This is a genomic window from Corynebacterium humireducens NBRC 106098 = DSM 45392 (assembly GCF_000819445.1).
In the GTDB taxonomy this organism is placed as follows: domain Bacteria; phylum Actinomycetota; class Actinomycetes; order Mycobacteriales; family Mycobacteriaceae; genus Corynebacterium; species Corynebacterium humireducens.
Genome location: NZ_CP005286.1, coordinates 269,371 through 295,482 on the forward strand (window position 1 = coordinate 269,371; position 26,112 = coordinate 295,482).

General features: G+C 68.3%; 26 protein-coding genes. 17 read left to right on the plus strand and 9 right to left on the minus strand.

Annotated elements, in window-relative coordinates; translation table 11 throughout:
- Positions 1–189 precede the first annotated feature (189 nt).
- From B842_RS01310 to B842_RS13045, 8 genes are all read left to right on the plus strand, one after another.
- On the plus strand, positions 190–945 hold the full coding sequence (locus B842_RS01310; protein WP_040084739.1) for a succinate dehydrogenase cytochrome b subunit: 756 nt from the start codon (positions 190–192) through the stop codon (positions 943–945).
- 26 nt (positions 946–971) lie between these two features.
- Positions 972–2,981 carry a fumarate reductase/succinate dehydrogenase flavoprotein subunit gene (locus tag B842_RS01315; RefSeq protein ID WP_040084741.1) on the plus strand — a complete coding sequence of 670 codons (2,010 nt, stop codon included), beginning with the start codon at positions 972–974 and terminating at the stop codon, positions 2,979–2,981.
- On the plus strand, positions 2,981–3,730 hold the full coding sequence (locus B842_RS01320; RefSeq protein ID WP_040084743.1) for a succinate dehydrogenase/fumarate reductase iron-sulfur subunit: 750 nt from the start codon (positions 2,981–2,983) through the stop codon (positions 3,728–3,730). The genes B842_RS01315 and B842_RS01320 overlap by 1 nt, the downstream gene beginning before the upstream one ends.
- A 47-nt stretch (positions 3,731–3,777) precedes the next feature.
- Entirely contained in the window at positions 3,778–4,155 is a 378-nt protein-coding gene (locus tag B842_RS01325; RefSeq protein WP_040084744.1) for a hypothetical protein, read from the plus strand.
- A gap of 191 nt (positions 4,156–4,346) precedes the next feature.
- Positions 4,347–5,663, plus strand: coding sequence for a DUF445 domain-containing protein (locus tag B842_RS01330; protein ID WP_040084746.1), 1,317 nt, complete (start codon positions 4,347–4,349; stop codon positions 5,661–5,663).
- Between the two features lie 24 nt (positions 5,664–5,687).
- A complete protein-coding gene (locus tag B842_RS01335; protein WP_052437665.1) occupies positions 5,688–6,401 on the plus strand; it encodes a CGLAU_01105 family protein in 714 nt (237 codons plus the stop codon).
- 9 nt (positions 6,402–6,410) lie between these two features.
- Positions 6,411–6,698, plus strand: coding sequence for a DUF2516 family protein (locus B842_RS01340; protein ID WP_040084747.1), 288 nt, complete (start codon positions 6,411–6,413; stop codon positions 6,696–6,698).
- Between the two features lie 17 nt (positions 6,699–6,715).
- Positions 6,716–7,273: a 2-deoxyribose-5-phosphate aldolase gene (locus tag B842_RS13045; RefSeq protein WP_156119395.1), complete on the plus strand. Its 558-nt coding sequence runs from the start codon at positions 6,716–6,718 to the stop codon at positions 7,271–7,273.
- Here B842_RS13045 and B842_RS01350 read toward each other — a convergent pair.
- From B842_RS01350 to B842_RS01360, 3 genes are read right to left on the minus strand one after another with little or no spacing between them, the layout of a single operon-like run.
- The gene (locus tag B842_RS01350; protein WP_052437667.1) at positions 7,236–8,009 is read right to left on the minus strand and encodes an LmeA family phospholipid-binding protein; all 774 of its coding nucleotides are present in this window, start codon (positions 8,007–8,009) and stop codon (positions 7,236–7,238) included. The genes B842_RS13045 and B842_RS01350 overlap by 38 nt on opposite strands.
- 11 nt (positions 8,010–8,020) lie before the next feature.
- Positions 8,021–8,857 (minus strand): class I SAM-dependent methyltransferase, encoded by an 837-nt coding sequence (locus B842_RS01355; RefSeq protein ID WP_040084748.1) that lies wholly within the window; start codon positions 8,855–8,857, stop codon positions 8,021–8,023.
- Positions 8,858–8,887: 30 nt separating this feature from the next.
- A complete protein-coding gene (locus B842_RS01360) occupies positions 8,888–9,391 on the minus strand; it encodes a DUF2505 domain-containing protein (RefSeq protein WP_040084750.1) in 504 nt (167 codons plus the stop codon).
- Positions 9,392–9,415: 24 nt separating this feature from the next.
- Here B842_RS01360 and B842_RS01365 point away from each other — a divergent pair, with 24 nt between their 5' ends.
- Together B842_RS01365 and B842_RS01370 are read left to right on the plus strand one after the other, a co-directional pair.
- The gene (locus B842_RS01365) at positions 9,416–10,540 is read left to right on the plus strand and encodes a UDP-N-acetylmuramate dehydrogenase (protein ID WP_040084751.1); all 1,125 of its coding nucleotides are present in this window, start codon (positions 9,416–9,418) and stop codon (positions 10,538–10,540) included.
- Positions 10,541–10,655: 115 nt separating this feature from the next.
- Positions 10,656–11,789 (plus strand): HNH endonuclease signature motif containing protein, encoded by a 1,134-nt coding sequence (locus B842_RS01370; RefSeq protein ID WP_052437668.1) that lies wholly within the window; start codon positions 10,656–10,658, stop codon positions 11,787–11,789.
- A gap of 51 nt (positions 11,790–11,840) precedes the next feature.
- Here the strand turns inward: B842_RS01370 and B842_RS01375 are convergent, their stop codons facing one another.
- From B842_RS01375 to B842_RS01385, 4 genes are all read right to left on the minus strand, one after another.
- Positions 11,841–12,098 (minus strand): metal-sensitive transcriptional regulator, encoded by a 258-nt coding sequence (locus tag B842_RS01375; protein WP_040084752.1) that lies wholly within the window; start codon positions 12,096–12,098, stop codon positions 11,841–11,843.
- Between the two features lie 10 nt (positions 12,099–12,108).
- Positions 12,109–13,722: an FAD-dependent oxidoreductase gene (locus B842_RS01380; RefSeq protein WP_040084753.1), complete on the minus strand. Its 1,614-nt coding sequence runs from the start codon at positions 13,720–13,722 to the stop codon at positions 12,109–12,111.
- Between the two features lie 24 nt (positions 13,723–13,746).
- Entirely contained in the window at positions 13,747–13,914 is a 168-nt protein-coding gene (locus B842_RS13800) for a hypothetical protein (RefSeq protein ID WP_169744841.1), read from the minus strand.
- Between the two features lie 106 nt (positions 13,915–14,020).
- The gene (locus B842_RS01385) at positions 14,021–15,727 is read right to left on the minus strand and encodes a long-chain-fatty-acid--CoA ligase (protein ID WP_040084754.1); all 1,707 of its coding nucleotides are present in this window, start codon (positions 15,725–15,727) and stop codon (positions 14,021–14,023) included.
- Positions 15,728–15,800: 73 nt separating this feature from the next.
- Here B842_RS01385 and mshA point away from each other — a divergent pair, with 73 nt between their 5' ends.
- The 4 genes from mshA to B842_RS01405 are packed head-to-tail and all read left to right on the plus strand — an operon-like array spanning position 15,801 to position 19,827.
- Positions 15,801–17,072 carry a D-inositol-3-phosphate glycosyltransferase gene (mshA, locus tag B842_RS01390; RefSeq protein ID WP_040084755.1) on the plus strand — a complete coding sequence of 424 codons (1,272 nt, stop codon included), beginning with the start codon at positions 15,801–15,803 and terminating at the stop codon, positions 17,070–17,072.
- Between the two features lie 52 nt (positions 17,073–17,124).
- Complete coding sequence (locus B842_RS01395; protein ID WP_040084757.1) at positions 17,125–17,871, plus strand: phosphoglyceromutase; 747 nt, start codon at positions 17,125–17,127, stop codon at positions 17,869–17,871.
- A 10-nt stretch (positions 17,872–17,881) separates the two neighbouring features.
- Positions 17,882–19,135 carry a sensor histidine kinase gene (locus tag B842_RS01400; RefSeq protein ID WP_040084758.1) on the plus strand — a complete coding sequence of 418 codons (1,254 nt, stop codon included), beginning with the start codon at positions 17,882–17,884 and terminating at the stop codon, positions 19,133–19,135.
- Positions 19,132–19,827: a response regulator transcription factor gene (locus B842_RS01405; protein WP_040084759.1), complete on the plus strand. Its 696-nt coding sequence runs from the start codon at positions 19,132–19,134 to the stop codon at positions 19,825–19,827. The genes B842_RS01400 and B842_RS01405 overlap by 4 nt, the downstream gene beginning before the upstream one ends.
- 4 nt (positions 19,828–19,831) lie before the next feature.
- Here the strand turns inward: B842_RS01405 and B842_RS01410 are convergent, their stop codons facing one another.
- Entirely contained in the window at positions 19,832–22,477 is a 2,646-nt protein-coding gene (locus B842_RS01410; protein WP_052437669.1) for an ABC transporter permease, read from the minus strand.
- Entirely contained in the window at positions 22,474–23,346 is an 873-nt protein-coding gene (locus tag B842_RS01415; RefSeq protein WP_040084760.1) for a DUF3109 family protein, read from the minus strand. The genes B842_RS01410 and B842_RS01415 overlap by 4 nt, the downstream gene beginning before the upstream one ends.
- 34 nt (positions 23,347–23,380) lie before the next feature.
- On the opposite strand from B842_RS01415, the gene B842_RS01420 reads away from it, so the two are divergent.
- The 3 genes from B842_RS01420 to proC are packed head-to-tail and all read left to right on the plus strand — an operon-like array spanning position 23,381 to position 26,023.
- A complete protein-coding gene (locus tag B842_RS01420; RefSeq protein ID WP_082028330.1) occupies positions 23,381–24,331 on the plus strand; it encodes a Ppx/GppA family phosphatase in 951 nt (316 codons plus the stop codon).
- Positions 24,332–24,333: 2 nt separating this feature from the next.
- The gene (locus tag B842_RS01425; protein ID WP_040084762.1) at positions 24,334–25,185 is read left to right on the plus strand and encodes a hypothetical protein; all 852 of its coding nucleotides are present in this window, start codon (positions 24,334–24,336) and stop codon (positions 25,183–25,185) included.
- 22 nt (positions 25,186–25,207) lie between these two features.
- On the plus strand, positions 25,208–26,023 hold the full coding sequence (gene proC / locus B842_RS01430; protein ID WP_040087211.1) for a pyrroline-5-carboxylate reductase: 816 nt from the start codon (positions 25,208–25,210) through the stop codon (positions 26,021–26,023).
- Positions 26,024–26,112: the final 89 nt, after the last annotated feature.

Genomic DNA, 26,112 nt, shown 5'->3' on the forward strand with positions numbered 1-26,112 from the left:
CCCGTCGAACGTCATGTGTCGTGGCTGGGGCCGTTTTATGTCCATTTTATGCCGAAATGCTAAGGCAAGCCTCACCTCAGGCGATGGTTGTTGCGGGTGTGACAACGGGGGGAAGTGGGCGGCCAGGTTGTCTGAAAGTGGTCGCCACCGGGGCACTGATCGTAAAGTATGAGCGACACTGGAGGTGCCATGACTGTTAAAAACGCAGACCGTGACGCAATCGTCCACGGCAAAATTACCGAGAAGCCGCTGCGCGAGCGGCCGTCCTACCCGACCTGGGCCATCAAGCTGGTGATGGCCGTCACCGGCCTCATCTTCGGACTCTATGTCCTGGTTCACATGGTCGGAAACCTGAAGATCTACATGCCGGACCACAACGGCATCGCCGCCATCAATGAGTACGGAGAGTTCCTCCGCACCATGGGTGCTCCGGTCCTCCCGCGCGAGTCCTTCCTGTGGCTGTTCCGCATCGTGCTCCTGGCGGCCATCGTGCTGCACATCCACGGTGCCTTCGCCCTGCACGGCCGCTCCCGCGTCTCCCGCGGCAAGTTCGCCCGCACCAACCTGGTCGGTGGCCTGAACACCTTCTCCAGCCGCACGATGCTGATCACCGGCATCATCCTGCTGCTGTTCATCGTCTTCCACATCCTGGACCTGACCATGGGTGTCACCCCGGCCGCCCCGGAGGCCTTCGTCCACGGCGAGATCTACGCGAACCTCATCGCCAGCTTCTCCCGCTGGCCGGTCGCCATCTTCTACATCCTCGCCATGGTCGTGCTGTTCCTGCACCTGTCCCACGGCATCTGGCTCGCCGTGTCCGACCTGGGCATCACCGGCAAGCGCTGGCGCAAGGCCCTGCTCGTCGTCGCCTACCTCGTGCCGGCGATCGTCATGATCGGCAACATCTCGATGCCGCTGTCCATCGCACTGGGCTGGCTCAGCTAGGTCCTGAAGGGAAGTTCTGAATAAACATGAGCAACACCGAGACTGCTTCTCGTCCTGAGTTCCGTCACCCGGCCTCCGTCGTCGAAGGTGTCGTCCCCGGCACCGTCCTGGACAACGCCGAGCCGAAGGGTGTCCCGACCAAGGACATGTGGGAGTACCAGAAGGAGCACATGAACCTTGTGTCTCCGCTGAACCGCCGCAAGTTCAAGGTCCTCGTCGTCGGCACCGGCCTGTCCGGTGGCGCCGCCGCAGCCGCCCTCGGCGAGCTGGGCTACGACGTGAAGGTGTACACCTACCACGACGCCCCGCGCCGTGCGCACTCCATCGCCGCCCAGGGTGGCGTCAACTCCGCCCGCGGCAAGAAGGTCGACAACGACGGCGCCTACCGCCACGTCAAGGACACCGTCAAGGGCGGCGACTACCGCTGCCGTGAGTCCGACTGCTGGCGTCTCGCCATCGAGTCCGGCCGTGTCATCGACCACATGAACGCCATCGGCGCCCCGTTCGCCCGCGAGTACGGCGGCACCCTGGCCACCCGTTCCTTCGGTGGTGTCCAGGTGTCCCGCACCTACTACACCCGTGGTCAGACGGGTCAGCAGCTGCAGCTGTCCACCGCCTCTGCGCTCACCCGCCAGATCGGCCTGGGCAACGTCGAGATCTTCACCCACGCTGACGTGGTCGATCTCATCGTGACCAACAAGGACGGCAAGAAGCGCTGCGAGGGCATCGTCACCCGTAACCTGATCACCGGTGAGCTGACCGCTCACACCGGCCACGCAGTCCTGCTGGCCACCGGTGGTTACGGCAACGTGTACCACATGTCCACCCTGGCCAAGAACTCCAACGCAGGCGCCCTGATGCGTGCGTACGAGCTCGGCGCCTACTTCGCCTCCCCGGCGTTCATCCAGTTCCACCCGACGGGCCTGCCGGTCAACGCGACCTGGCAGTCGAAGACCATCCTGATGTCCGAGTCGCTGCGTAACGACGGCCGCATCTGGTCCCCGAAGGAGCCCAAGGACGACCGCGACCCGAACACCATCCCGGAGGACGAGCGCGACTACTTCCTGGAGCGCCGCTACCCGGCCTTCGGTAACCTGGTCCCGCGTGACGTCGCATCCCGTGCGATCTCCCAGCAGATCAACGCCGGCCTCGGCGTGGGCCCGCTGCACAACTCCGCGTACCTGGATTTCCGTGACGCCATCGAGCGCCTCGGCAAGGAGACCATCCGCGAGCGTTACTCCAACCTCTTCGAGATGTACCAGGACGCCATCGGTGAGGACCCGTACACCACCCCGATGCGTATCGCCCCCACCTGCCACTTCACCATGGGTGGCCTGTGGACCGACTTCAACGAGATGACCTCCATCGACGGCCTCTTCGCCGCCGGTGAGGCCTCCTGGACCTACCACGGTGCCAACCGTCTGGGCGCCAACTCGCTGCTGTCCGCATCCGTCGACGGCTGGTTCACCCTGCCGTTCACCATCCCGAACTACCTGGCCAACTACCTGGGCGAGGAAGTTCTGCCGGCTGACTCCCCGGAGGCGGCTGAGGCTGTCGAGCGTGCCCAGGCCCGCATCGACCGTCTGCTCAACATCAAGGGCCCGAACCCGCACGGCGCCGAGTACTACCACCGCCAGCTGGGCGAGCTGCTGTACTTCGCCTGCGGTGTCTCCCGTAACGTCAAGGACCTGCAGGACGCGATCGTCAAGATCCGCGCCATCCGCGAGGACTTCTGGACCAACGTCCAGATCCCGGGCGAGCAGAACTACATGAACCAGGCCCTCGAGTACGCGGCACGTGTCGCCGACTACATCGACCTGGGCGAGCTCATGTGCGTCGACGCCCTCGACCGTGACGAGTCCTGTGGTGCACACTTCCGCGACGACCACCTCTCCGAGGACGGCGAGGCAGAGCGCGACGATGAGAACTGGTGCTTCGTCTCCGCATGGGAGCCGGCCGGCGAGGGCAAGTTCATCCGCCACGCTGACCCGCTGTACTTCGAATCGATCCCGCTGCAGACAAGGAACTACAAGTAATGAAGCTGACACTTGAGATCTGGCGGCAGGCCGGACCGACCCACGAGGGCGCCTTCGAGACCGTCGAGGTCCCGGACGCGGTTCCGCAGATGTCGATCCTGGAGCTGCTGGACCACGTGAACAACCGTCTGGTCGAGGAGAACCGCGAGCCGTACATGTTCGCCTCCGACTGCCGCGAGGGCATCTGTGGCACCTGTGGCCTGATGGTCAACGGCCGTCCGCACGGCCCGGGTCAGAACACCCCGGCCTGCCAGCAGCGTCTGGTCGGCTACAACGACGGTGACGTCATCAAGCTGGAGCCGCTGCGTTCCGCTGCATTCCCGGTCATCAAGGACATGGTCGTCGACCGTTCCTCCCTGGACCGCGTCATGCAGAAGGGTGGCTACGTCTCCATCAACGCCGGCACCGCCCCGGACGCCGACACCCTGCACCTCAACCACGAGACCGCAGAGTTCGCTCTCGACCACGCGGCCTGCATCGGCTGTGGCGCCTGTGTCGCCGCCTGCCCGAACGGTGCCGCCCACCTGTTCACCGGTGCCAAGCTGGTCCACCTCTCCCTCATGCCGCTCGGCAAGGAGGAGCGCGGCAAGCGCGCCCGCCAGATGGTGGACGAGCTCGAGACCAACTTCGGTCACTGCACCCTCTTCGGTGAGTGCGCCGACGTCTGCCCGGCGGGTATCCCGCTGACCGCCGTCGCCGCCGTCACCAAGGAGCGCGCACGTGCCGCCTTCCGCGGCAAGGACGACTAAACTCGGCATATAACCGAGTTCACGAGAGACGAAAGCGAGTAATGGTTATGGCTTCCAACAACTTTGCGGTCGCCGATCAGGCATCCGAGAGCTTCCCGGATTACGCTCCGAAGCTCCACGATTCCTACATCGAGGGATACGAGCCGAACTCCCTGAGCGCCCCGCACTCCTCCCTGGAGCGCGCCTCCACCTGGATCGGCATGGGCCTCGTGCTCACCTCCCTGGCCGGCTTCGGCATCATGATCTGGATGGCGGCAACGCTTCTCTGGGGTCAGGGTGTCGCCACCGCCGAGTGGAACACCACGCTGTTCATGATCATCGGTGCTGTCACTGCGGTCGTGCTGCTGGTCCTCGGCTTCGGCCTCATCCACCGCGGTCGTCGTTTCTACCGCGAGTATGTCGCCGCCACCGGTCGCAAGAACTAGCCTGAACAGCTGACCTCTTTCGTCCGAGGAACCCGCCCCCGCTGCGCCGTGCAGCCGGGGGCGGGTTCTTTTTCGTAGGCTGGGGTGGTGCGTCGCAACCTCATCATGATCCTCGTCTCGTTGATCACCGTCATCACGGCGGTCAACATCCTCCTCTACGCCCTCGAACTGCTGTGACGATAATGGGTGACATGGGTAGACACAGTCAGATCGAGCTTCTCGACGCCCACTCCGTCCCCGGCCCCAGCCCGGAGGTCGAGGCGGAGCGACGCCGTGTGCTGCGGAATCACAAGATCTTCGTCACCGGGCTGCTCGTCGTCGCCGCGGTCATCTTCCTGGCCTGCAGCTGGTGGCAGTCGCAGCCGGGTGGCGCCCCGGTGTGGGTGGGGTACGTGCGGGCGGCGGCGGAGGCCGGCATGGTCGGTGGGCTCGCCGACTGGTTCGCGGTGACCGCCCTGTTCCGCCACCCGATGCGGATCCCCATCCCGCACACGGCGCTGATCCCGAGGAAGAAGGACCAGCTGGGCCAGGCCCTGTCGGAGTTCGTGGGGGAGAACTTCCTCAACGCGGAGCTCATCACCGAGAAGGTCCGGTCGGCGAACATCCCGGAGAAGCTGGGGGCCTGGCTGTCGCAGCAGGAGAACGCGGAGAAGGTCTCCCGGGAGGCCGGCCGTCTCACCGCCAACGCCCTGCGGGCCTTCGATCCGGCGGACGCGGAGATGCTCATCCAGTCCCAGCTGATCGACCGTTTCACCGATCCGCAGTGGGGACCGCCGGCAGGCCGCATGCTGGCCGACCTCATCGAGGACGGCCGCACCGAGCCGGTGGTGCAGGAGGTCGTGACCTGGGTGCACCGGAAGGTCCTGGGGATGGAGGAGACCGTCGTCAGTCTCATCGACGACCGCATGCCGCAGTGGGCGCCGCGCTTCGCCAAGGATCTTGTCGGGGCGAAGGTGTACAAGGAGCTGGTCGGGTTCACGGCGGCCGTCGCCGACGACCCCGACCATGAGGCCCGCCACGCCATCCGGCGTTTCCTCCGGGACCTGGCGGAGGACCTGCAGCACGACCCGGCGATGATCGAGCGTGTCGAGGGGATCAAGCAGGACCTCCTCGGTTCCACCCCGGTGCGTGGTGCGGCGGCGGCGATCTGGGCGACGGCCTCGGCCTCGCTCATCGACGCCGCCACCGACGGCACCTCCCTCCTGCGGACGAAGATCACGGAGCTCTGTCTCACCTGGGGCACGAACATCCAGACCGATCCGCAGCTGCGGGAGAGCCTCGACCGGCGCATCACCGCGGCCGCCGCCTTCCTCGCCGACAACTACGCGGGCGAGGTGACGGCGATCATCTCGGAGACCGTCGAACGGTGGGACGCGGCCGAGGCGAGCGACAAGATCGAGCTCATGGTGGGCAAGGATCTGCAGTTCATCCGGCTCAACGGAACAATTGTTGGTGCGCTCGCGGGATTAGCTATTTACACTGTGAATCACCTGCTCTTCGGAGCGTGACCGAACACAGAAGGGATCTGTCCCATGACCACCCCGAACGACAACACCACCCCCGAGAACTCGCTGCTGGACAACCTGCGTGAGCCCTTCCAGGCCTGGGTGTCCGCCGGTGCCCGTCTCGGCGACGTGGTCTCCGACTTCGCGGAGCGCTTCCGCGCCGACCGCGAGAGCACGGACACCCCGACCGACGTGCACAGCGTCTACTCCGGTGAGTCGGCCACCGCGGGCGAGGCGTCCGCGGCGGATCGCTTCCGCAGCGCCGCGCAGGAGGCCCGCGCGGGACTCTCCGGGGCGAAGTCCCCCGAGGACTACAAGAACGTCTCCCTCGCCTTCGCGGGCCGCGCGGAGGAGATCATCCGTGATCTCGCCGGTTCCGCCCGCCGCGCCGCCGGTCAGACCCGGGAGTCCTCCTCCGCCTCGGAGGCGAAGGCGGCCTTCACCTCCGCGGTGTCCTCCGTGCGTGCCACCTTCGACGAGACCGTCGAGCAGGCGCGTGCCCGCCGGGCCGCGGCCGGCACCGCCGACGCGGAGGGCGAGCAGTCCTTCATCGATGATCTGCGTCGTCGTCTCGATGACCTGATCCACCGGGCGGGTTCGGTCGTCGACAGGGACGGCGGGGAGCAGCGTTCCACCCCGACGACCCCCTCGACCACCGGCGAGGGTGAGGTGCCGCATATGATTGACGGCGAGGTCGTCAGCTCCGAGGACCTCCCGCCCACCACGACCAGGGAGAATTAGAACCACACCATGACTCTGCTTGCCGGTTACTTCCTCTTCGAACGGATCCTCTTCATCCTCATCGCGCTCAGCGGTGTGGCCGGGGCCGCCTTCGCGGCGACGACCCGCGATGACGCCTACCAGGCGGGTGACCGTCAGTCGAAGTGGATCTGGGTGGCCATCCTCGTCGGATCGGCCTTCGTCGTGGTCACCCGTGTGCCCTTCCTCTCGTGGGCGGGCATGGTGGCGATCGGCGTCTACTGGTTCGACGTGCGTCCGCACCTCAAGTCGATCGTCAGCGGCAACTACGGCTGGTAGCGACTGTGGTGACGGACATGGCGTGGCTCTCGGGCCACGCCTTTCTCATGCTTCTCGACGCCACCGTGTCCCCCTCCGACGTCCCCGCCGGCGTGGCGGCGGCCCGTGAGGCGGGCCTGGCGGGCGTCGTCCTCTACCCCTCCCACCTCGGGGTGGCGGGGGACACCGGGGAGCTGACCGTGGCGGCAGTGGTGGGCTACCCGTCCGGGAGGCACCACACTCTGGTCAAGGCCGCGGAGGCGCGCCTGGCGGTGGCGCAGGGGGCCACGGAGGTGTGGTTGACCCCGGACCCGACGATCGAGGACCCGAACACGCTGCTCGCCGAGTTCGTGGCCGTGCGGGAGGCGGTGCCGCCGCCGGTGACGCTCGCGGTGTACCTGGAGTCCGGGCAGCAGGAGGTGGCCGAGGCAGCCGCGTTGGCGGGGGTGGACAGGCTGATCACGGGGGCGTCGTCAAGCGGGCTACCGCGGACGGCGCCGGCGGACACGCTGGACGCCGTGATCACCGCCCTGGAGCAGGGCGCGGACCGCGTGGCGGTCAGCTCCGTGGCAGCTGTGTGTCCGCCACCCGGCTGAGCTCGACGTTCGTGCCGGTGAGTGTGAGGTTGGCGCCTCCCTCGACGACCTCGAAGTCCTCGATGCGGAAGTCGCCGGCCTGCTCCTGCACGCCCTGCTGCAGTCCCTGGGTGATCACGTCGGAGACCTGGCGGGGCAGGTTGAAGCCGAAGAGGGAGGCACCGACCGCCTCGAAGGTGAGGGCGCCGTCGACGGGGGAGGGCACGAGGTTGAGCACGGCGATGCCGTTGTTGAAGGTGACGTCGAGCGTGCCCTCAGCCGGGTTGGAGCGCAGGTCGGTGACCTGGATGAAGCCGTCCGCGTCGTTGTCGCGCATCGAGTGCTGGATCGTGGCCAGCATGTAGGAGTCGGGGACCTCGGCGGTGGTGACGAGGTGGGCGGCGACCGGGTTGTTCGGATCGGAGATGTCGAGGTCGGTGAGCGTGGCGACGGCCGCCGGCTGCCCGAGGACCGCCTGGTCGGTGACCTGCAGGGTCGAGGGGACCGAGATCTCGACGTGCGGGATCGTGCCCCGCACCACGGAGAGCACCAGGGGGTTCGCGCCGAAGGCGATGGTCGGGTCCTCCTCGAGGGTGACGTCGTCGTGGGCGGCCTGCTCCTGGAAGCCGGAGCGCAGCTCGTTGCCGATGTACCAGCGGAGGCCGAACTCCGCCACCAGCAGGATGACGAGGACGGCGACGAGGATGCCGACGATGAATTTCCAGATGGCCGAGGAGGCCGAACGCGCGGATGCCATGGCTCTCAGTGTTACGCGGTCCAGCCCTCCGGGGCAACCGCTGCCCAGGGGACCGTCAGGAGATTGTCACGGAGATTCCGGCGGACGGGGGTGACGGGCCAGCCCTCGTCGATGAGCATCTGCCGTGCGTGACGCCAGCGGACCCGCGGCCCGTACGGCTCCCAGCCGGCCGCGCGGTCCCACGCCTGGTCCGCCGCGCTGAGCAGCGCGTGGACCCGCTCCCCGGGGACGTTGCGGTGGATCAGGATCTTCGGCAGGCGTTCCGCCAGGTCGGAGGGCTTCTCGACGTCCCCCGGGTCCCACGCGAACGTCAACGACACCGGGCCGTCCCTGTCGAGGAGCAGCCACACGGCGCGGCGGCCGATCTCGTCGCACGTCCCCTCGATGAACAGGCCGCCGGGGGCCAGGCGGCTGAGGACGGACTCCCAGGCCCGCTCCACCTGGTCGACGTCGTACTGGCGCAGGACGTTGAAGGCCCGCACCAGGTGCGGGCGGTAGTCGGCGAGCTCGAAGCCGCCGAGTTCGAAGCGGACGCCGTCGCGGGGCGGGAGGACCCGCTCGGGGTCGATCTCCAGGCCGACGACCTCGATGTCGGGGCGGATGGTGCGCAGGCGGGAGGCCCACTCCACGGTGGTGGTGTGGGAGGCGCCGTAGCCGACGTCGACGGCGAGGGGGTGGGGGGCGTCGAGAAGCAGGCGTCGCACGCGGGGGTGGGCGACGGTCCAGCGGTCGGAGCGGCGCAGCCGGTTGTGGCCGGTGGTGCCGCGGGTGACGACGCCGAAAGGCCGACCACGTCCCTCCTCCGCGCGCACGTTGTGGGCGCGCAGATTACGGGTGTGGTCGGCCATCGGTGGAGCAGTGGGAAACGGGAGGAACGCCTAGGCGTTCTCACCGATCCAGCGGTTGGTCAGCTCGCCCTCGTTGGTGAACAGGTCGCCCAGGGCCTCCGCGACCTTCGGCTCGATGGCCGGGCCCATGAACGGGATGTTCACGGAGACCTCGTTGTTGTAGGCCAGGGTGGTGGTCGCGTCGTCGCCGGAGACGTTGATGTCGCCCTTGAAGTCGACCGGGGTGCCCTTGACGTCGGCGGTGTAGGTGACGGCGGCGGCGTTGTCGGCCAGCGGGCCGACGGTGACGACGCGCTTGACCTTCAGCGCCTGGGAGATCATCGCGCGGACGGCCTCCGGGAGGATGTCCAGCGGCAGCACCTCGAAGAGGGTGGCGACTGCGCCACCCTCGGTCTGCTCGAACTCTGCGACCTCGCCCGGCTCGGGGGAGAGGTTCTCGGCGATGAATGCCCAGTAGTCGCGGTTGGTCAGCGCGGCATGGACCTTCTCGACCGGCTGGTTGATGGTTACGGTGTTCTCACTGCGGGTTGCCATAGATAACAGACTACCGTTAAGCACGTGACCGACTCATCTCTGACCCCGGACATTCACGCGCGTCTCGCACAGACCGCGGACGTGACCCTCGACGAGGCCACGACCTTCGCCGACCTCACCACGCTCCACCTCGGGGGGCGCCCCCGACTCGTCGTGCGGTGCGCCACTGCCGCGGCCGTCTCCGAGGTGGTGCGGCTTCTCGACGCCGCCTCCGTCCCCCTCCTCGTCGTCGCCGGCGGCTCCAACCTGGTCGTCGCCGACGGTGACCTCGACCTCGTCGTGGTGCTCCTGGAGAACGACCAGGTGACGATGGACGCGGCGGGGCGCGTGGTGGCGGGGGCCGGCGCCGAGTGGGACGCCGTCGTCGCCGCCGCCGTGGACGCGGGTCTCGGTGGCATCGAGTGCCTGTCCGGCATCCCCGGTTCCGCCGGCGCGACCCCGGTGCAGAACGTCGGCGCCTACGGCGCGGAGATCGCCGACGTCCTCGTGCAGGTGCTGCTCCTCGACCGGACCACCGGTGAGGTGTCCTGGGTCCCCGCCGTCGACCTCGACCTCGCCTACCGCTACTCCAACCTCAAGTTCACCTCACGGGGCGTGGTGCTGGCCATCGAGCTGCAGCTCACGACGGACGGCCTCTCCGCCCCCCTGCGTTTCGGCGAGCTGGCCCGTCGACTGGGCGCCACCTCGGGTGAGGAACGCTGGCCGGTCGCCGACGTCCGCGCCGCCGTGCTCGAGCTGCGCCACGGCAAGGGCATGGTCGTCGTGGAGTCGGACCACGACACCTGGTCCGCCGGTTCCTTCTTCACCAACCCGGTGGTCGATCCCTCGGTGGCGGACGCGGTGCAGTTGCTTGTGCGCGAGTCGCGTGGCGACGAGGACGCCGACCGCATGCCCCGCTTCCCGGCCCCCGGCGGCGAGAAGCTCTCCGCCGCGTGGCTCATCGAGAGGGCCGGCTTCACCAGGGGATACCCCGGGGAGGGGGCTCCCGCCCGCCTGTCCACCAAGCACACCCTGGCGCTGACGAACCGGGGCTCCGCCACCACCGCCGACCTGGTAGCCCTGGCCCGCGAGGTCCGCGACGGGGTCCGCGAGGTCTTCGGTGTGACGCTGGTGCCCGAGCCGGTGTGGATCGGCGTGTCGATCGACTGACGCTGTCAAGTGGGGTTCGTTGTCGGTCGCGGTTTCTGTGGATAAGGGGGGTTTATCCACAGGTCCCGCGGTCTGCGTGTCGACGTGTGCCTGTCGGGCGTTTAGCGTGCGGGGCATGAACCTGATCGCGGCGTTTGAGGCCCTGCGTGCCATGCCGGTGCTGGAGGCACTGGCTACCGGCACCGTGGATGTCGCCGCGCTGTCAGGGCTGGGGTTCAGGGATGCGGGTGCGTGGCGGAAACTCGCCGGGGTGTACTTCGGGCCGACCCGTCACCGGAAGCTGCAGAAGGCGGCCCGGGAGGCGGCGGTGGGGTTGTCGTTGGATGCTCTGGGTGTGGTGGAGAAGCACGCCCGCAAGCTGCTCAAAGGCGCGGCGGTCACCCCGTGGGAGCTCCGTGTCGAGCTGTGCGCCCTGCGGGGCACGGTGAATGAGATTGATCAGGCGGCCGCCACCCGCGTGCGTGACTACAACCGGGACGTCGACGATGCCGAGAAGAAGGCCTTCGGGGGCCGCTCACTCAAGGGCGGGAAGAACACCGACGCCCGGGGCCTGCGCACCATCACCGTGACCCTGCCGGAACGGCAGATGGCCACCCTGATCGCCCACCTGCTGGTCACCGCCCGGGATGCCCGCCGCCAGGACCATCGGCTGAGCTGGGAGCAGGCCATGGCGGACGCGTTGTACTCCCACGTCCTGGGTGGCACCCCGAGCGGTGGCGTGCCCCCGGAGGTCCCGCACGTGGTCATCGGCCTGCCGGATTATGCGAAGTTGTTACGGCAGGAGGGGGATGAGACGATTTTCGCCCTCACCGACGGCACCACGATCACCGGGGCGGAGTTGGTGGCCCGGGAGATGGCCACCGTGGGGGTGGTGGGTCTGTACGACCCGGTCTCCGGTGGGGTGAACATGTACCGGGAGGAGCGTTTCGCCACCTGGAAGCAGCGGATGCTGTTGGCGGCGGAGACGATCCTGTGTCCGCACCCGGGGTGTACCACTCCGGCGAGTCAGTGCCAGGTGCATCACCTGACAGCGTGGGAGCAGGGTGGGGAGACCAACATCGAGAACCTGTCGATGGCATGCGCGGTGCACAACGCGCGCAATGATGATGATCCGAATGCCCCACCCCGGAATGGGCGCCTGGAGCGCCGACCTGGTGGGGTGGTGCATCTGCCGCCGGATGGTGGGCCACCACGGAGCAACATTCACCCGATACGGAAACTCTCCGCCATGGCGCTCATCAACGCCTGAGAAACAGACAGGCGCCCGACCCACACGGGGTCGGGCGCCTACCGGGGCGTGCTACGCCAGCGAGAGGAACATCCGCTCGAGCTTCTTCTCGTCGAGCTCGGAGCCCTCGGAGGTGAAGCACTTCTTCATGCCTGTCGAGACGATGAGGTAGCCGGCCCGGTCGATGGCCTTGGCCACGGCCGAGAGCTGCATGACGGCGTCCTCGCACTCCTGTCCCTCCTCGAGCATGCGGATGACAGCCTCGAGCTGTCCCTTCGCGCGCTTGAGACGGGTGACGGAGGGCTTGACCTCTTCCGGGGTGAGCTGCATGTTACCGATCCTAATTCCGTGACAGCTGGCCATGGGTCCACGTCACATATCCGCCATCGAGGTTTGCGGCCTCGATGCCCAGGTTGCCCAGGAGACTACAGGCCACGTGCCCGCGCAGGCCAACCTGGCAGTGCACGAGAACCTTCTTGTCCCTGAATGTATCTGCATTATCCCGCAGGTCGTCAACGGAGATGTTGACGGCCCCCGGGATCTGGCCGCGCTGGTACTCGCCGGGAGTACGCACGTCGACCAGGGTCCAGCCGTCGGCGAGCGCCTCGTCGAGTTCGTGCCACTGGAAGGTGCGCTCGCCCTGGACCATGTTGTCGTTGATGAAGCCGACCATGTTGATCGGGTCCTTCGCGGAGCCGAACTGCGGCGCGTAGGCCAGTTCGAGGTCGGCGAGGTCGGTGGCGGTGAGGCCGGCGCGCATGGCGGTCGCGAGGACGTCGATACGCTTGTCGACGCCGTCGCCTCCCACCGCCTGCGCACCCAGGATGAGGTCGGTGTCGGCGTCGACGACGACCTTGAGGTGGATGGTCTCCGCGCCCGGGTAGTAGCCGGCGTGGTTCGCCGGGTGCAGGTGGATGACGCGGATGTTCCGGCCGGCGCCGCGGGCGCGCCGTTCGTTCCAGCCGACGGAGCCGGCGGCGAGGCCGAACACGCCGACGATGGCGGTGCCGAGCGTCGGGGTGCGCTGCACGTCGCGGCCGGTGATGATGTCGGCGACGAGGCGGCCGTGCCGGTTCGCGGTCTGGGCGAGGGGCACGAGGGTGTCCTCGCCGGAGACGTGGTCGGCCTTCTCGGCGGCGTCGCCGACCGCGAAGATCCGCGGGTCGGAGGTGCGCTGCCGGTCGTCGACCTTGATGCCGCCGCGCTCGCCGATGGCGAGGCCCGCGGCGACCGCGAGTTCGTTCGCCGGGCGGACGCCGATGCTGGCGATGACGAGGTCGGCGGGGATGACGCGGCCGTCGGAAAGCTCGAGTGTGTCGGCGCCGATGCTGGTGGTGTCGCCGTCGGTGATGACGGTGACGCCGTTGTCGGTGAGCCGCTTCTCGACGATCGCCGCCATCTCCTCATCCAGCGGGGTGAGGATCTGCGGGGCACGCTCGATGACGGTGACGTCGAGACCGCGGTGGCGCATGTTCTCCGCGACCTCGAGGCCGATGAAGCCGCCGCCGATGACGGCGACGGACCTCACGTCGTCGGTGAGGGCCGCGATGATGGCGTCGACGTCCTCGATGGTGCGCAGGTGCAGGGCGCGCTCGATGCCGGGGATCGGCGGGATGATGGGGGTCGCACCCGGGGAGAGCACCAGGTGGTCGTAGGCGATGGTGTCGCCGGTGTCCGTGGTGACGGTCTGCTTCTCGCGGTCGATGGCGGTGGCGCGGGTGTTGATGCGCACGTCCAGGTTGAACCGCGCGGCGAGGGACTCCGGGGTCTGCAGGAGCAGGGAGGAACGCTCGGGGATGACGCCCGAGACGTGGTAGGGGAGTCCGCAGTTCGCGAAGGAGACGTGGCCGGAGGCCTCGAGGACGATGATCTCCATGTCCTCGTCACGACGGCGCAGTCGGGCTGCGGTGGACATACCGCCGGCGACACCGCCGACAATCACTGTGGTGGTCATAGGTGGATGCTACCCCCGGGGTGGCTAGCGTCCGAAGATGCCGGCGAAGATGCCGGGCTTCTTGTCGGCGGCGGACTCGGTGCAGGTGCACCACTGGTTGTCCGGGACGGAGGCCTTCACCTGGTCAATATGCTGGCCGCAGCCGCTCCAGGTGGTCTTCTTGCAGGACGGGCAGTTGACGGGACGGCACATGGGTCACTCCTGTGGGGTTGTTGGGGTCCGTGAATATTACGGATCCCAATATACCCCCCAGGGTATCCACTTTGGCAAGTGTCCGTGCCCCGAATCACATTTTCCGCTACTTCTCCAGCAGGCGCAGCAGATCCTCCTGGACCTCCCGGCGGCGGATCTTGCCCATCTGGTCACGGGCGAGTTCCTCGAAGTGGTAGAAGGTGCGGGGCACCTTGTAGCGGGTGAGGCGCTCGCGGGCGTAGGCCTTCAGGCCCTCCGGGTCCATCGCCGCGCCGTCGCGGAGCGTCACGCAGGCGACGACGTCCTCGGAGCCGTCCTCGCGCGGGCGACCCACGACCGCCAGGTCCACGATGTCCGGGTGGTCGCGCATGGCCTCCTCCACCTCGGCGGGGTAGACGTTGAAGCCGCCGGTGATGATGACCTCCTTGATGCGGGCCACCAGGCGGATGAAGCCGTCCTCCTCCATGACGCCGATGTCTCCGGTGCGGTACCAGCCGTCGTGGAAGCTGTTCTCCGTCGCCTCCGGCTGGTTGAGGTAGCCGGGGAACACCTGCGGACCCTTCACCAGGATCTCGCCATCGGTGCCGTCGGGCTGCGTCTTGTCCAGGTCCTCCGGGTCGGCGATGCGTACCAGGGTGTCCGGGAAGGGGATGCCGACGTAGCCGGGGCGGCGGTCGTCGTTCATGGGGTTGCCCACGATGACCGGGGACGTCTCCGTCAGGCCGTAGCCCTCCACGAGCCGGCCGCCGGTGTACTTCTCCCACTTCTCCACCGTCGACACCGGCAGGGTCGCCGCGCCGCAGAAGGCGTTGCGCACGCCGGAGATGTCGATGTTGTCCTTCTCGGCGGCCTCGACGATCTTCTCGTAGAGGGTCGGCACGCCCGGCAGCCACGTGGGGGTGCGCTTCTTCATCACGTCCATGATGAGGGGGATCTTCGGGGCGGGCAGGAGGATCATCTCGCCGCCGATGTACACCGACAGGGTGCCGACCATCGTCAGGCCGTAGGCGTGGAACATCGGCAGGGCGGCGAGCATGCGTTCGTCCTGCTCGCCGAGGCCCGGCACCCAGTTCTTGCCCTGCAGCATGTTGGCGAAGAGGTTGCCGTGGGTGAGCTGCGCGCCCTTCGGGGCGCCGGTGGTGCCGGAGGTGTAGAGGATGAGGGCGATGGAGTCCCTGGTCACGGTGGGCTCGGACTCGATGTCGTCGCCCTCGCCGCCGATGGCGGAGCCGAGGAGCACCTCCCACGGGACGGTGTTCGGGGCGGAGGCGGACAGGGCCTCGCGCTGCTCCTTGACCTTCTTGATCGGCAGCTTCAGTGCCAGCTGCTTGAAGGTCGGCATGGCCTCGATCATGTTGACCGAGATGATGGTCTCCAGGGAGGTCTTGCCGCGCAGCTTCTCCAGCGTGGGGGCGGCCTTGTCCCAGGCGATGACCACCCGGGCGCCGTGGTCGGCGAAGGGGCCCTCCAGCTCGTGGGCGGTGTAGAGCGGGTTGTGCTCCACGACCGTCGCCCCCAGCTTGAGCACCGCGTAGAAGGCGGCGATGTGCTGCGGGCAGTTCGGCAGGATGATCGCGACCCTGTCGCCCGGGCGGACGCCGAAGGCGCGCAGGCCGGCGGCGGCGCGGCGGACCTGGCGGTCGAGATCGGCGTAGGTCTGCGACTTGCCGAAGAACCAGGTGGCAGACTTCTCGGCGTTGATGGCCAGGTTGTTGTCGTAGACGTCGAGCAGGGTCGTCTCGTCGTAGTCGAGAGAGTGGGGGGTCCACTCGGGGTAGTGCTTCAACCAGGCCTTGGTCTCGAATGCCGACATGAGGGTGCCTTCCGCTGCTGGGTTCCTGTGAGGTGGGGACCAGTATACGGACGGCCGCACCTATCATTGGGGCATGCGCGTCGCGATGATCTCCATGCACACCTCTCCGCTGCAGCAGCCCGGCTCGGGGGATGCCGGTGGCATGAACGTCTACGTCCTTAACACCGCCCGGGAACTCGCCCGGCAGGGGGTGGAGGTGGACATCTTCACCCGCGCCACCCGCCCGAGTCAGGGGGAGGTGGTGGACGTCGAGAAGGGGCTGCGGGTGATCAACATCGTCGCCGGGCCCTACGACGGCCTCGAGAAGGAGGCGCTGCCCACGCAGCTGGCGGCCTTCGCCGGCGGCGTCGTGCAGTTCCACCGCTGCAACGACGTGGACTACGACCTCATCCACTCCCACTACTGGCTGTCCGGCCAGGTCGGCTGGCTGCTCCGCGACCTGTGGGAGGTGCCGCTGGTCCATACCGCGCACACCCTGGCGGCGGTGAAGAACGCCCACCGGGGCGACGACGACTCCCCGGAGTCCGAGGCGCGGCGCATCTGCGAGCAGCAGCTCGTCGACAATGCCGAGGTGCTCGTGGTCAACACCCAGGAGGAGACCCTCGACCTCATCGACCACTACGACGCCGACCCCGACCGCATCGCGGTGGTCACCCCCGGCACCGACACCGCCCTGTTCACCCCGGGCACGGACCGCAACACCGAACGCTCGCGCCGCCTCCTCGGTATCCCCCTCGACGCCGAGCTCGTCGCGTTCGTGGGCCGTCTCCAGCAGTTCAAGGGCCCGCAGGTGCTCATCCGCGCGACCGCGGAGATGCTGCGCCGCAACCCGGAGCGCAAGCTGCGCGTCATCATCTGCGGTGGGGCCTCGGGAGCCGCGACCACGGAGCGCCAGTACATGAATCTGGCCGCTGAGCTAGGGGTGTCGCGGAGGGTCCGCTTCCTCGACCCCCGCCCGCCGGAGGAGCTGGTGACCATCTACCAGGCCGCCGACATCGTCGCCGTGCCCAGCTACAACGAGTCCTTCGGACTGGTCGCCATGGAGGCGCAGGCCTGCGGCACCCCGGTGGTCGCCGCCCGCGTCGGCGGTCTGCCGGTCGCCGTCTCCGAGGGGGAGACGGGAGTGCTTGTCGACGGCCACGACACCGGCGACTGGGCCGACGCCCTGGAGAACCTCCTCGACGACGACGACACCCGCCTGCGGATGGCGACCGACGCCGTCCAGCACGCCGCGAACTTCTCGTGGTCGAACTCCGCCGCCCAGCTGGCGGCGGTGTACGCCGAGGCCCTGAGCCTGGAGGTCGACAACTGCCCGCAACGCCGCGAACGGGCCGAAGGGCTCTAAACGGGGGGTATTAATCCGCACGCTACCGGCGGAATCGTGGCATATTGGAGACATGACCAACGGAAAGCTCATTCTTCTTCGCCACGGGCAGAGCCAGTGGAACAAATCGAACCAGTTCACCGGCTGGGTGGACGTTGACCTGACCGAGCAGGGCGTCGCCGAGGCTGTCCGCGGCGGCGAGATGCTCAAGGAGGCTGGTCTCCTGCCGGACATCGTCTACACCTCCCTGCTGCGTCGTGCCATCCGCACCGCGAACATCGCGCTCAACGCCGCCGACCGTCACTGGATCCCGGTCGTCCGCGACTGGCGTCTCAACGAGCGCCACTACGGTGCGCTGCAGGGCCTGGACAAGGCCGAGACCAAGGACAAGTACGGCGACGAGCAGTTCATGGCGTGGCGTCGTTCCTACGACACCCCGCCGCCGGAGCTGGCCGACGACGCCGAGTACTCCCAGTCCGACGATGTGCGCTACGCCGCCCTGGAGAACGCACCGCGTACCGAGTGCCTCCTGGACGTCGTCAAGCGTTTCATCCCGTACTACCAGGAGGAGATCGAGCCGCGCGTCAAGCGTGGCGAGACCGTCCTCGTCGCCGCGCACGGCAACTCCCTGCGCGCGCTGGTCAAGCACCTGGACAACATCTCGGACGAGGACATCGCGGCCCTCAACATCCCGACCGGCATCCCGCTGGTCTACGAGCTGGATGCTGACGGCAAGGTCGTCAACCCGGGCGGCACCTACCTCGACCCCGAGGCGGCCGCCGCCGGTGCTGCCGCTGTCGCGGCACAGGGTGGCAAGTAGCCTGTAGGGCGTGTCCGCCGTTCTCGCGTTCCTGTTGGGCGTCGCCGTCACCGGCGTCGCCTTTCCGGCGTTGAACTGGGCACGTAAGCGGATAGTCCGCCACCGTTCCTCGGCCACGCTCGAGGACAACCAGGTCACCACCGTCGGCCAGGTCCTGCACCTGGCCATCCAGGGTTCCCCCACGGGCGTCACCGTCGTCGACCGCGGCGGTGAGGTGATCCTGTCGAACGCCCGCGCCCACGAGATGGCCCTCGTCCACGACCGCACCCTCAACGAGCAGGTGTGGCAGGTGGCGGGGGAGGTCTTCGCGGACAAGGAGTCCCGCACGCTCGACCTCTCCATGCCCTACCGGCGCACGGGCAACCGCGTCTTCTCGGTGCGCGCACTGGTCAAGCCGTTGACGCTCGTCGACGACCGCTTCGTCATCATCTACGGCACCGACGAGAGTGAGAACGTGCGCATGGAGTCCGCCCGCCGTGACTTCGTGGCGAACGTCTCGCACGAACTCAAGACCCCGGTCGGCGGCATGGCGCTGCTGGCCGAGGCCCTCCTGGAGGAGGTCGACGACCCGGAGCACGTCATGTACTTCGGGCAGCGCCTGCACAAGGAGGCCCACCGCATGGCGGGCATGATCAACGAGCTCATCTCGCTGTCGAAGCTGCAGGGAGCGGAGCCGCTGCCGGAGATGGAGCCCGTCTCCGTCGACGACATCATCGACGAGGCCTTCACCCGCAACCAGGTCGCCGCCGACAACGCGGACATCACCCTCACCAAGGGCGCCGACTCCGGCGTCTTCGTCATGGGTGACAAATCCCTGCTGGTCACCGCGGTGTCGAACCTCATCTCCAACGCCATCAACTACTCCCCGCAGTCGGTGCCGGTCTCAGTGTCGCAGAAGGTGGCGAACGCGGACGTCGTGCTCATCCGCGTCACCGACCGGGGCATCGGCATCTCCCCCGAGGACCAGAAGCGCGTGTTCGAGCGTTTCTTCCGCGTCGACAAGGCGCGTTCCCGTTCGACGGGTGGCACCGGTCTGGGGCTGGCGATCGTCAAACACGTGGTGGCGAATCACGGCGGTAACATCAAGGTGTGGTCCCGTCCGGGTACGGGATCCACATTCACCATCGAACTTCCGATTCACCATCCCGACCCCGCGCCGGCCGCGATGACGGCGACGGGGCAGGATGATGAGGCACCATCCACCGGAACACTGCGTCAGGCGGTGTCCCGGGTGGCGACACGTCGAAAGGACAAAGCATCATGACGACGACCATCCTCATCGTCGAGGACGAAGAGTCTCTCGCCGATCCGTTGGCGTTCCTCCTGCGCAAGGAGGGCTTCGAGGTGATCATCGCCGGCGACGGTCCGACGGCGCTGGTGGAGTTCGAGAGGAACGACATCGACATCGTGCTGCTCGACCTCATGCTGCCGGGCATGTCCGGCACCGACGTGTGCAAGCAGCTGCGCACGACCTCCTCCGTCCCGGTCATCATGGTCACCGCGCGTGACTCCGAGATCGACAAGGTCGTCGGCCTCGAGCTGGGCGCGGACGACTACGTGACCAAGCCGTACTCCTCCCGTGAGCTCATCGCCCGCATCCGTGCGGTGCTGCGCCGTGGTGCGGACACCGACAACGCCGCCGACGACGTGGAGGAGCAGATCCTCGAGGGGGGCCGCGTCCGCATGGACGTCGAGCGCCACACCGTCACCGTCGCCGGGGAGCCGGTGCCGATGCCGCTCAAGGAGTTCGACCTCCTGGAGTACCTCCTGCGCAACTCCGGCCGGGTGCTCACCCGTGGCCAGCTCATCGACCGCATCTGGGGCGCCGACTATGTCGGGGACACCAAGACCCTCGACGTGCACGTGAAGCGCCTGCGCTCCAAGATCGAGGAGGAGCCCTCCCGACCGAAGCACCTGGTCACCGTCCGCGGCCTGGGCTACAAGTTCGAGGCCTGACCGCTCACCTCTCAATGGCCTCGAGCGGGGGGATGGCGGCCGCCTTCACGGCGGGGACGATCGAGGCCAGGATGCCGACGACCACCGCCGCCCCCACCATGAGCATGATGGCGGGCCAGGGGACCTCCTGCACCGTCAGACCCTTCACGGCGAGCACCCGCACGGCGGCCCAGCCGGCGGCCGTGCCCGCGACGACGCCCACCACCGCGCCGTGCACGGTGATGATGAGCGACTCGACCTCGATGATGCGCCGGATGTCGCCGCGCTGCAGCCCGATGGCGCGGAGCGTGCCGATCTCGCGGACACGTTCCGCCACGGAGAGCAGCAGCGTGTTGATGATGCCCAGCGTCGCGATCACCACCGCCAGCGCGAGCAGCGAGTAGATGATGAGCAGCAGCTGGTTGATCTGGGTGCCCAGCGCGGTGCTGTACTCCGAGTTCGACTTCACCTGGACGACCAGCAGCGGGGACATCGCGGCGTCGAGGTTGCGGCGCAGCTGCGTGGCGGGCACGGAGCCGTCGGAGGTGACGAACACCGACTGGCGGTTCACCTGGGCCGCGGCGTTGTCCAGCACCGCCTCGGCGGCGGCCCAGCTCACCGCGATGTGGCCGAGCAGGGCGGTCTCCTGGTAGATGGCCGTCACGGGGATCCAGATGGCGTTCTCCTCGACGCCCTCGTGGACGGTCAGGGGGATGTAGTCGCCGACGCGGAGGTTGTTCTGCTCCGAGTACTCGGCGGACAGGGCGGCGGCCGGGGCGGACCCGTCGCTCAGCGCGCCGCTGGTGACACCGAGGTCCATGAACAGCGAGAAGTCGTTGTCGAGCACGGTGGTGGTGCGGTGATTCCAGTTGTCGGCCTGGAGCGGCGCGGACATGAGGGTGCCGGTCTCCGCGACGCCCTTCACCTGGTCGGTCACCTCCCGGATCTCGGGCGGGAGGAAGAGGCCGCTGCTGTTGCTCGCGCGGCCCTGCACGGAGCCGCCGCCGAGGCTGTCGAGGACGAAGGGGGCCGTGATCGTCGACTCGATGGCACCGGACACGCTCGCCCTCGCGGAGGCGCCGACGGTGCCCACCCCGGCGACGAGCCCGACCCCCAGGGCCAGGGCCAGGGCGGAGGTCGCCGAACGGCGGGGGTTGCGCACCGCGTTCTGCCGGGCGATGGTGCCCACGATTCCCAGGGGGAGGGTGAGGATCCGCCCGAGCGTCAGGCCGACGGCCGCGACGAGGGTCGGTCCGGCGAGCACCAGGGACCACAGGCCGAGGACCAGGCCGAGGGCGATGAGGGACAGCCGCAGGTCCACCGAGAGCACCCGGTCGTTCACCGAGCTGATGTACGCCGCACCGAGGATGAGCAGCGCGCTGAGCGACGTCACCGCCCCCGCCAGGAGGAGCTTGAGCCGGGGGACGCGGGAGGTGCGGGTGTCGGAGAGGTCGAAGGACTGCACCGGCGGCAGCATGGCGGCGCGCCGGGCGGGGGCGAGGGAGGCCGCCATCGTGATGACCACGCCGAAGAGCAGGGGAATGACAAAAGCCTCGGCCGGCCACACCATCGGCAGCGTCGCCAGCTCCCCGCCGGTGGCCGCGAACACCGCCAGCAGCACCGAGACGAACGCCACCGCCAGAGCGACGCCTACGACCGAACCGGCCAGGCCGACGAGCGCCGCCTCCAGGATGACGCTCACCGCCACCTGCACGGTGGACACCCCGAGGGAACGGAGGAGGGCGAACTCGCGGGTGCGCTGGCCGACGACCATCGCGAAGGTGTTGACGATGTTGAGGGACCCGATGAACAACGCCACCGCGCCGAAGATCACCAGGATGTAGCGCACGAACTCCAGCTGCTGGAGACGGTCGTCGGTCATGCGCTCGATGATCTGCTCGGGGAGCAGGGGGGTCAGCCCCCGGTAGGTGAGCCCCAGGCGGTTGCGCACGTCCATGGGGTCGGTGCCCGGCTCCACCGAGATGACGACCTGCGACGCGAAGTCCCCCTCCGTGAAGGAGGACAGGTAGGCGTCCGGGGTGAACATCACCCCGATCCAGCCGGTCGTCTCCCGGGGGGACTCGTAGACGCCGACGAGGCGGACGTCGAGACGCTCCTGGGGGCTGATGACCAGCAGCCGGTCACCGACCTCCAGTCCGGCCCGCCGGACGGCGTTCGCGTTGACCATCACCTCGTCGGGGGTGATGGGCCAGCGGCCCTCGAGGATCGACGGGACGGGGCCGACGATCTCCCGGAACGGGTAGGCCGCGAACGGGTGGGCGCCCGAGGAGCCGGCCTGCAGGGGGGTGCCGTCCGGGCCGACGACGATGATGCCGGAGGCGCCGGCGGAGCGGGTGCCCGTCGGCAGGCCGGGGCCGTCACCGATGACGTTGACGGCGCGGACGTCCGGCCAGGCGCGGACCTCGTCGATGACGGAGAAGGGCACCCCCTGCGGGGAGGAGGAGCTGCCCACGAGCCCGACGTCGACGCCGTCGACGCCGGCGTCGAGGATGTCGTCGAAGGAGCGTGCCAGCGACGAGGTGAGCAGCAGCGACCCGGCGATGAACGCGGTACCCAGGACGACGGACAGGAAGGTCAGGGCCAGTCGGCCCCGGTGGGCATGGAGGGAGCGCCTGGAGACGCGGAGGACCGGAGCCAGGCGACCCCTCATCGCGACGCCGGGTGGACGGCGGTGAACCCTCCGGCGGCGCGACGCTCGCAGTGCTCGGCGAGGATGTCGTAGGAGGGCTGACCCATCAGGGCGATGAGCTCCCGGCGCATCGACTTCCACAGCGGGTCCGGGTGGGTGTGGCACGCGCTCGCGCTCGAGCACCACCAGTCGAAGTCCTCGCCGCCGTTGCCCCAGGCACGGCGGTCGTACTCGCCGATGGTGGTGCGCAGGATCTCGACGCCGTCGGTACGCTCCTCATAGTCCTCGTAGCGGCGCAGCGGCACCTGCCAGCACACCTCCGGCTTCTCGACGGTCAGGTCGCGCCCCTCGGCCACCGCCCACTGGTGGATGGCGCAGCCGGTGCCCGTCGGCCAGCCCGCACGGTTGGCGAAGATGCAGGCGCCGCCGACGGTCTTCGTCTTGAGCGAGGGCTCGGCCTCGCCGTCGTCGCCGTCGAGTTCATCCCACACCAGCCAGGGCTCGAGGTCGATGGCCTCCCCCGTGGCGAAGTACTCGTCCACCCCCTTAGGGCGGTGCTGCCAGTACTTCGCGGGCATCTCGTGCACGGCGTTGTACAACTGGTCCCGGTCGGTCTCGTCGGCGAGGTAGGCGCCGTGGACACAGCAGCCGATATCGGTCTGCTGGAAGTCGATGCCCTGGCACGCCTCCTGCCCGAAATGGCAGGTGTAGTGGGATTCCACCCAGGTCAGGTCGATGCTGAAGGTGTGCAGGGGGTCTTCGGGGTTGACGAACTCGAACCACTCCCGCGGGAAGTCGGGAGCAGCCTCAGCGCCGGCGAGAATCTGCTTGCCGGCGGGAGAGGACTCGGGGAAACCCAGAAAAACCTGGGTCGAACGTGGGCGATTCACACTTGACTACGTTAGACCGTCTACCCTTGGACATGTGCGACTAGGTGTATTGGACGTGGGCAGTAACACTGTCCACATGGTGGCGGTTGATGCCCGGAACGGTGGTCACCCGACCCCGATGAGCGACTGGAAGACCAGCCTGCGACTCGTCGAGCTCATCGACGGCGACGGCGCCATCGGTGACAAGGGTGTCAAGAGGCTGACGAGGGCCGTGGCTGAGGCCGCGGACCTCGCGAAGACCCTCGGATGTCAGGAGGTCATGTCCTTCGCGACGTCGGCGGTCCGTTCGGCGACGAACTCCGACGAGGTCCTCGACTCCGTCGAGGGGGACACGGGCGTGCGCCTCGAGGTTCTCTCCGGCGAGGACGAGGCCCGGCTGACCTTCCTCGCGGTGCGCCGCTGGTACGGCTGGTCCGCCGGCCGCATCACCAACCTGGACATCGGCGGCGGCTCCCTCGAGCTGTCCACCGGCTCCGACGAGACCCCCGACGTCGCGATCTCCCTCGACCTCGGCGCCGGTCGACTCACCCACCAGTGGTTCGACACCGACCCGCCGGAGCGCAAGAAGATCAACCTGCTGCGCGACTACATCGACGCCGAGCTCACCGAACCCGCCCGTCAGATGCGCGCCTACGGCACCGCCGGACTGGCCGTCGGAACGTCGAAGACCTTCCGCACCCTCGCCCGCCTCACCGGCGCCGCACCCAGCGCCGAGGGCCCCTACATCAAGCGCACCCTGACCGCACCGGGTCTGCGCCAGCTCATCGCCTTCATCTCGCGCATGACCGCCGCCGACCGCGCGGAGCTCGAGGGCATCAGTTCGGACCGTTCGCACCAGATCGTCGCCGGTGCGCTCGTCGCCGAGGCCAGCATGCGTGCCCTCGGCCTGGAGAAGATCGAGATCTGCCCGTGGGCGCTGCGCGAGGGCGTCATCCTCCGTCGCATCGACAAGGGGCTCGACCCGATCCCTGAGGAAAGGAAGTGACCATGAGCGACAAGCAGCTGACAGTCGCAGAGTTGCTCGCCCGCTCCGGCCGGGACACCGGGGACAGCAAGACCCCCCGCCCCCGTCGCCGACGCAGCCTGGAGGAGGGCGGCATCTCCGTCGCCGAACTCACCGGATCGATCCCGGCCGTCAAGGCCAAGCCCGCGGAATCCCGGCACTCCTCCGTGCCCATCGACGCCCCGGAGGGGGAGACCACCACCCCCGCCGCGCAGGTCTCCGACAAACAGGACAAGCAGGAACTGAGCCCGGTCGACCGGACCGCGGCGAAGGTCGCGGAGAAGCAGGCGGAGAAGGCCGAGAAGACCGAGGCGCCCGCGAAGGCCGAGGCGCCTGCGAAGACGGCCACCCCGACCCCGGGCACCGACGAGACAGTCGTCTTCCAGAAGGTCCCGGGTGAGGCGGCGGAGACCCCGGCCCCCGAGACCGGCGAGATGCCGGCGGTGAAGACCGCCGTCGCCACCTCCACCACCTCCACCGTCTCCGCCGTCGCGACGGCGGAGGACGTCGAGAAGCAGGAGGAGTCCGACGCCCTCGAGGTCACCGAGGACGCCGAGGATGGGGAGGACGAGGTCGAGGAGAAGACCTCGGTCACCGGTGTGATCCTCATGGCGCTGATCGGCATCGTGCTCGGCGTCGTCGTGTTCAAGGGCTTCGAGCTGCTCTGGGAGAGCTTCTCCCGTCCGGTGGTCGCCGTGCTGGCCGTGCTGGCGACGGTGGGCATCGTGGGTGTCGTGAAGGCCCTGCGTACCGCGAATGACGGCCTGTCGATGTTCCTGGCGGGACTCGTCGGTCTGGTGATGACGTTCGGACCGTTGGCGGTCGTGCTCATCTGATCGATGTGGCACTCTGGTGGCCATGACGAAAATTGTGGTTATCGGAGGAGGCAAGATCGGCGAGGCGCTGATCTCGGGTCTTGTCAACGCGGGTGTCTCCCCGCAGTCGATCACGGTCACCGGCCGTCGCCCCGAGCGTGGCGAGGAGCTGCGTGAGCGTTACGGCGTGCGTGACTCGACCGACAACCGGCAGGCCGCCGAGGACGCCGACGTGGTGTTCCTGTGTGTGAAGCCGAAGATGATCCTCGATGTGCTGGGGGAGATCAGCGGGGCGATCGAGGAGAATGACGTCACCACCGTGCTGGTGTCCATGGCGGCCGGTGTGACGCTGTCCGCGATGGAGGACGCCGTCGTCGCGGGTACCCCCGTCGTGCGTGTCATGCCGAACACCCCGATGCTCGTGGGTCGTGGCATGAACGCCATCGCGACGGGACGGTTCGTCACCCCCGAGCAGCTGGAGCAGGTGCAGGAGCTCCTCTCGGTCGTCGGTGAGGTCCTGCCGGTCGCGGAGTCGGACATGGACGCCGTCACGGCGCTGGCGGGCTCCTCGCCCGCGTACTTCTTCCTCGTGGCGGAGGCGCTCATCGACGCCGGCGTCTCCCTCGGACTCACCCGTGACGTCGCGGAGAAGCTGGTGGTCACCTCCGCTGCGGGGGCGGGGATCATGCTGTCGGAGTCCGGGCAGGACCCGGCGACGCTGCGGGCCAACGTGTCCTCCCCGGCGGGCACGACGGTGGCGGCGCTGCGGGAACTGGAGGAGTCCGGCATCCGGGGGGCCTTCTTCCGGGCGACGGAGGCCTGCGCGCAGCGTTCGGAGGAGCTCGGGAACACCCTCTGAGGGGTACCATGGGGGAAAATCCGGAAAATATCGGGCACTTAAGTCGCAGCAGTCACACAATTCACGCTAAGCTTGTCCAAGCACGTGCG

Bases quoted from the DNA above. Each gene is read 5' to 3' on its own strand.
- B842_RS01310 (WP_040084739.1), top strand. From the start codon at position 190: ATGACTGTTAAAAACGCAGACCGTGACGCAATCGTCCACGGCAAAATT.
- B842_RS01315 (WP_040084741.1), top strand. From the start codon at position 972: ATGAGCAACACCGAGACTGCTTCTCGTCCTGAGTTCCGTCACCCGGCC.
- B842_RS01320 (WP_040084743.1), top strand. From the start codon at position 2,981: ATGAAGCTGACACTTGAGATCTGGCGGCAGGCCGGACCGACCCACGAG.
- B842_RS01325 (WP_040084744.1), top strand. From the start codon at position 3,778: ATGGCTTCCAACAACTTTGCGGTCGCCGATCAGGCATCCGAGAGCTTC.
- B842_RS01330 (WP_040084746.1), top strand. From the start codon at position 4,347: ATGGGTAGACACAGTCAGATCGAGCTTCTCGACGCCCACTCCGTCCCC.
- B842_RS01335 (WP_052437665.1), top strand. From the start codon at position 5,688: ATGACCACCCCGAACGACAACACCACCCCCGAGAACTCGCTGCTGGAC.
- B842_RS01340 (WP_040084747.1), top strand. From the start codon at position 6,411: ATGACTCTGCTTGCCGGTTACTTCCTCTTCGAACGGATCCTCTTCATC.
- B842_RS13045 (WP_156119395.1), top strand. From the start codon at position 6,716: ATGGCGTGGCTCTCGGGCCACGCCTTTCTCATGCTTCTCGACGCCACC.
- B842_RS01350 (WP_052437667.1), bottom strand. From the start codon at position 8,009: ATGGCATCCGCGCGTTCGGCCTCCTCGGCCATCTGGAAATTCATCGTC.
- B842_RS01355 (WP_040084748.1), bottom strand. From the start codon at position 8,857: ATGGCCGACCACACCCGTAATCTGCGCGCCCACAACGTGCGCGCGGAG.
- B842_RS01360 (WP_040084750.1), bottom strand. From the start codon at position 9,391: ATGGCAACCCGCAGTGAGAACACCGTAACCATCAACCAGCCGGTCGAG.
- B842_RS01370 (WP_052437668.1), top strand. From the start codon at position 10,656: ATGAACCTGATCGCGGCGTTTGAGGCCCTGCGTGCCATGCCGGTGCTG.
- B842_RS01375 (WP_040084752.1), bottom strand. From the start codon at position 12,098: ATGCAGCTCACCCCGGAAGAGGTCAAGCCCTCCGTCACCCGTCTCAAG.
- B842_RS01380 (WP_040084753.1), bottom strand. From the start codon at position 13,722: ATGACCACCACAGTGATTGTCGGCGGTGTCGCCGGCGGTATGTCCACC.
- B842_RS13800 (WP_169744841.1), bottom strand. From the start codon at position 13,914: ATGTGCCGTCCCGTCAACTGCCCGTCCTGCAAGAAGACCACCTGGAGC.
- B842_RS01385 (WP_040084754.1), bottom strand. From the start codon at position 15,727: ATGTCGGCATTCGAGACCAAGGCCTGGTTGAAGCACTACCCCGAGTGG.
- mshA (WP_040084755.1), top strand. From the start codon at position 15,801: ATGCGCGTCGCGATGATCTCCATGCACACCTCTCCGCTGCAGCAGCCC.
- B842_RS01395 (WP_040084757.1), top strand. From the start codon at position 17,125: ATGACCAACGGAAAGCTCATTCTTCTTCGCCACGGGCAGAGCCAGTGG.
- B842_RS01405 (WP_040084759.1), top strand. From the start codon at position 19,132: ATGACGACGACCATCCTCATCGTCGAGGACGAAGAGTCTCTCGCCGAT.
- B842_RS01410 (WP_052437669.1), bottom strand. From the start codon at position 22,477: ATGAGGGGTCGCCTGGCTCCGGTCCTCCGCGTCTCCAGGCGCTCCCTC.
- B842_RS01425 (WP_040084762.1), top strand. From the start codon at position 24,334: ATGAGCGACAAGCAGCTGACAGTCGCAGAGTTGCTCGCCCGCTCCGGC.
- proC (WP_040087211.1), top strand. From the start codon at position 25,208: ATGACGAAAATTGTGGTTATCGGAGGAGGCAAGATCGGCGAGGCGCTG.